Origin of the sequence: Endozoicomonas sp. ONNA2 (genome assembly GCF_024606365.1) — a bacterium.
Taxonomy (GTDB): domain Bacteria; phylum Pseudomonadota; class Gammaproteobacteria; order Pseudomonadales; family Endozoicomonadaceae; genus Endozoicomonas.
Genome location: NZ_JAHHPO010000268.1, coordinates 1 through 3906 on the forward strand (window position 1 = coordinate 1; position 3906 = coordinate 3906).

General features: G+C 48.8%; 3 protein-coding genes. 1 reads left to right on the forward strand and 2 read right to left on the reverse strand.

Annotated features, from left to right (window positions below; all coding sequences use genetic code 11):
• Positions 1-188 precede the first annotated feature (188 nt).
• Positions 189-1580, reverse strand: coding sequence for a siroheme synthase CysG (gene cysG, locus KDK14_RS04765; RefSeq protein WP_257263874.1), 1392 nt, complete (start codon positions 1578-1580; stop codon positions 189-191).
• 351 nt (positions 1581-1931) lie between these two features.
• Between cysG and KDK14_RS04770 the strand changes: the two genes are divergently transcribed.
• Positions 1932-3311: an MATE family efflux transporter gene (locus KDK14_RS04770; protein WP_257263875.1), complete on the forward strand. Its 1380-nt coding sequence runs from the start codon at positions 1932-1934 to the stop codon at positions 3309-3311.
• A gap of 42 nt (positions 3312-3353) precedes the next feature.
• Here the strand turns inward: KDK14_RS04770 and KDK14_RS04775 are convergent.
• The coding region (locus KDK14_RS04775) for a hypothetical protein (protein ID WP_257263876.1) at positions 3354-3906 on the reverse strand (553 nt) is incomplete at its 5' end.

Genomic DNA, 3906 nt, shown 5'->3' on the forward strand with positions numbered 1-3906 from the left:
GCTTTTGCTTCTGGAATTAATAGATAGATGCTTAATGTCTATCGTAAGAGACTGCACTGCTGCGGCGACAGCAAATTGGTCTAACAATCCGCTTTTGTTTGGCAAATAGCCCCGCTATTCACCGCACAAAACCGAATTTTTATCCTCAATTTTCTGTCTTCCTCGCTACGGGGGCGCCCAGTCGGGCGCTATTCTCGGACAGCCTCCTGGCACCATCTTAATTTGTCCCTGAGGCCAACTACGCTGCCAATGATGATAATTGTCGGAGCCTTTACCTTTTCGGACTCAATCAATGTATTAATGGTGGCCAGGGTTCCGGTAAAGACCCGTTGATGCCGGGTAGTACCCTGTTGAATCAAGGCTATGGGCGTCTGGCCATTCCTGCCATGATCAATTAACGCCTGGCAGATAAGGGGAAGCCCCAGTAATCCCATGTAAAACACCAGTGTTTGACCGGGGTCCAGCATTTCATTCCAGTTCAGGGTATGTCTACCATCTTTCAGATGCCCCGTGACAAAACGGACAGACTGGGCGTGATCCCGATGGGTCAGGGGAATTCCGGCATAACTGGCACAGCCGGAAGCCGCAGTAATACCGGGCACCACCTGAAAAGGAATACCCTCACTGGCTAGTGTTTCAATCTCTTCGCCACCACGTCCAAAAATAAAGGGATCGCCACCTTTCAATCGCAGAATTCGCTTACCCTCTTTGGCCAATTCGACCAACAGGGCATTGATTTCTTCCTGGGGTCGGGTGTGTCGATCCCGTTTTTTGCCAACGTAGATATAATCTGCATCCCGGCGACAAAGTGCCAGAACATCTTCAGATACCAGCCGGTCATGAAGCACAACATCGGCCTGCTGCATTAACCGCAAGGCCTTGAATGTCAGAAGATCAGGATCCCCCGGACCGCCGCCCACCAGATACACTTCGCCGGTGTGCTGTACAGCGGTGTTTTCCAGGGTCTGTTCAAGCAAATCCCGGGCCCCCGGTAAATCCCCCGCCAGAGCTTTTTCCGCTACAGGCCCTGACAATACGTTCTCCCAGAAATACCGGCGGTCATTGATCTGGCTGAACCTGGCCTTGACCATATCCCGGCATTCACCGGCCAGCGCCGCCAGGCGGCCATACCCCTTGGGCAACAACGTTTCCATTTTTTGCCTCAGGAGCCGGGCCAGAACCGGTGCTTTACCACCGGTTGAAAAGGCAACCACCACCGGAGAGCGGTCAACGATTGCCGGCATGACAGCATTACCGGCATCGGCATCATCCACCACATTAACAAACAGCTGTCGCTGCTGCGCCAACATGGCTACCTGGCGGTTAACGTGCTCATCATCCGTTGCCGCAATAACCAGGCAAACATCGTTCAGGTCATGGTTAGCAAATGGTTTTTCCAGCAATTGGTGATCACCGCTGGCAAGAAACTCGCGAATATCTGCAGATATCTCTCTGGCTACCACTCGAACATTGGCACCAGACGCTTTGAGAAGCCTGATTTTACGCAGGGCGATATTGCCACCACCCACCACCAGACAACGCAGGTTACGTACCTGTAGGAATAAAGGCAGATAGTCCATGTTTTTCTCGTTATTGCTAAAGCTGTGTTGGCATAAGGGTGGTAGGATTTTACCAGCATAAGAAAGAACAAATATAAAAATTTTTGCTAGCTATTTATTATTTAAAGTTATAAAAGGACGGGTACTCTCAAGGGAGAGCCAGGGAGAAATCCGACTTTTATTTTATACGACTATAATAGTACAGTGGCTTTCAAATATGACGATATAGCTTTTTATCATGTTATTGCATCACTCCCGCATAACCCTAAAGAGGATGCTACACCGTTCATGGCTGTTTATATCCGAATGAGACTACTCTACTCCTTCACGGATTGAAACGTGCTTTAGACCCCATTAATTGGTAGTCGCTTTATGACCAGTCAAACAACTGAAAACCCAGCCCGGGATCGGGACTTCCTGCGCAATATCTGGCAATTGGCACTGCCTATCTCCCTGCAATCCATGATGTTTTCCATGCTGGGATTGATCGATATATTCATGGTGTCCATGCTGGGTGAAACAGAAGTTGCTGCGGTAGGCATGGGCAACCGCATTTTCTTTTTTAACCTGATTCTGATTGCTGCCCTGGGCAGTGGCATGAGCATTTTGGCCGCACAGTATATTGGCGCCCGAAATATGGATGGCGTGCGCAGAACGCTGGTTCAGACCATTACCGCGGCACTGGCCATTACTACCCCATTTGCCATTGCGTACCTGCTCTTTCCGGGACAGATCATGGGCCTGGTCAGTGATGACTCTGCCCTGAAAGCTTTGGGCAGCAGCTACCTGGTCATCACCGCTCCCTCATTTCTGTGCATAGCAATCACCATTCCCCTGGAAGCTATCCTGAGAACCAACAACGACGCAAAAATACCAACACGCATTGGTTTTATCACCATTGTTATGAACGTGTTGTTTAATTATCTGCTTATCTATGGCCATTTTGGCTTTCCGGCCCTTGGGGTTGCCGGTTCTGCATGGGGAACCACGGTTTCGCGGTTGATTCAGGTGGGCTTACTTATCTATTACATTCTCGAGGTTCGTCCTGGCCTCAAGCCGGTAAAGGCCGACCTGCTGCAATGCAAAAACCGCAAGCATTGGCTTAAATACATGGGCATCTGCGTTCCCATGCTGATTCAGGATGGCCTCTGGTCATTTGGTCTGGTGCTTTACAACCTGATGTTTGCCCAGATGGGGGTTGTTGAATTGGCGGTGATGAGCACCGTCTCCTCCGTTGAAGGCGTGCTGATTTCGCTGTTTATCGGGTTTGCCATTGCTACCTCGATCATACTTGGCAAGGAACTCGGCGCCGGAGAATTTGAACTCGCCTGGAAACAGAGCCGTTATTTTATGCTGGCCGCCCCGGCAATGGCCCTGGTGATTGGCTTTGTTACCCTGATCTTCAATGAGCAGATCGTCAATATGTTCGGGAAATTTCAGGGTGACACCCTGACAATGGCCAGCGAGGTATTGATCATTGCCGGTTTTGCCCTCTGTATTCGGGTCATCAACCTGACAGGGATTGTGGGTGTTCTGCGCAGCGGTGGCGATGTGAAAGCCACGGCCGCCATCAATATCATTGGTATGTGGTTTGTGGGTGTACCTCTGACCTGGATCGCTGTAAATATCTGGCACTGGCCGTTGTATCTGGTGTTTATCTGCGCCTTGATGGAAGAAGTGACTAAAGCGATTCTGGTGCTTTACCGGGTGATGGCAAAGTACTGGTTGAAAAATCTCACTATTGAGTATTAAGTCGCTAAATTCACCCTGGCTGGTTCAGCACGGGTGATCTGGTTACCGGTGGGTTTCTCGTATAATGTCATCCCAGAACATGTCCAGTTTCCCGTCGATGAATTGGTAAATATCATCATTCATGAACCGCGTGCGAGAATCAGCAACGTTAGCTGCCCCTTCAATAATCTCCTGTTCAGAGAGTCCTGGTGAATCCGGACTGTACTGTTCCATCAATAACTCGCTGTTACTCTGTGTCTTGCCATGCCAAACTGAAAATTCAACATTTCGCCTTCTTATCAGCTCAAGTAACTCAGAATCAGTTTTAAACATGTCAACAATATAATTCAGAAAATCGGCTTTATTCATGATACCGCTGATGAATTTTCTTTGAACTTCCGCCATCGTTTCTGGCGGCAGGTTACCAAGCGCCCCAAAATGCTGAAGAATATGATTCTCAGGGAACTGGCAAATATTCCGGGAAAATTGATTCTTGATATACCCTCGTATCTCAGTGGATTCTCTGGCTGCAACCAGTGGCTTACCATTCTTGCTCATTGTGGTAGACATTACTTTGTAGAGTACTGACTCATTAAAAAATAATTTTAATTTCTTC

Coding starts and splice junctions, on each gene's coding strand:
- cysG (WP_257263874.1), bottom strand. CDS start 1,580: ATGGACTATCTGCCTTTATTCCTACAGGTACGTAACCTGCGTTGTCTG.
- KDK14_RS04770 (WP_257263875.1), top strand. CDS start 1,932: ATGACCAGTCAAACAACTGAAAACCCAGCCCGGGATCGGGACTTCCTG.